Origin of the sequence: Streptomyces griseorubiginosus, assembly GCF_017614965.1 — a bacterium.
GTDB lineage: Bacteria > Actinomycetota > Actinomycetes > Streptomycetales > Streptomycetaceae > Streptomyces > Streptomyces griseorubiginosus_B.
Genome location: NZ_WVUG01000702.1, coordinates 1 through 723, shown reverse-complemented (window position 1 = coordinate 723; position 723 = coordinate 1). Strand labels below are relative to the sequence as shown.

General features: G+C 78.7%; 1 pseudogene. It reads left to right on the top strand.

Features of this window, described 5'->3' with window-relative positions:
* Positions 1-700, top strand: a pseudogene (locus GRC12_RS44850) (hypothetical protein); the annotation flags it as partial.
* Positions 701-723: the final 23 nt, after the last annotated feature.

Here is a 723-nt window from a genome sequence, read left to right as displayed (position 1 = left end):
CGCCGGGATGGGGGAGGAGGGCGCGGGGGTCGTCGTGCCGCCCGGCGGTGTGGAGGTGCCGGCCCCCGCGGACGGTGCCGGTGGTCGTACGCCTCGTGGGGCGCGGTTCGCCGGGGGCGTGGAGGCGACGGACGAGGGAGCGGTGGAGGCGGCTGTCGAGGCCGTCGACGCGGCGGCTGCCCGTGACGTCGGTGACGTTGTGGGGCGGCTGGTGCGGTTGCGGGCCGAGGGGCGCAGCGGTGAGGCGCACGCGCTGCTCGTCGAGGTCGCCCACTGGCCCGCCGCCCGGTTCCCGCTGCTCGCCGCCGAGCTGCAGCGCGCCGGGCTGGGCGCCGATTGGGCGACGCTGCTGTGGGAGGCCGCATCCCTGCCCGCCGAGCGGCTGGTCGGCGCCGCCGACGCCCTCACGGCGGCCGGCCGTGACGGCGACGGCGAGCAGATCCTGCGGCAGGGCGTGGCCCGGCCGGCCGGCGAGATCGGACGGGCCGTGCTGGAGCTGGCCGCCGAGGGGCGCCGCCGTGAGGTCCGTGCGCTGCTCGACGCCTACGTCCGCGTCCGCACCCCCGAGGAGGCCGCGCGCAGTGCCGAGCCCGACCCGGGCATCCTCGTGCCGCTGCTGCTGGAAGCGGCGCGGGGAGTCTCGGACGAGCGACACTGGGATCTGGTGCACGCCCTCCGGGTCGCCGGCCTCGCCACCTGACCAACCCCGACGCCACCCCACCC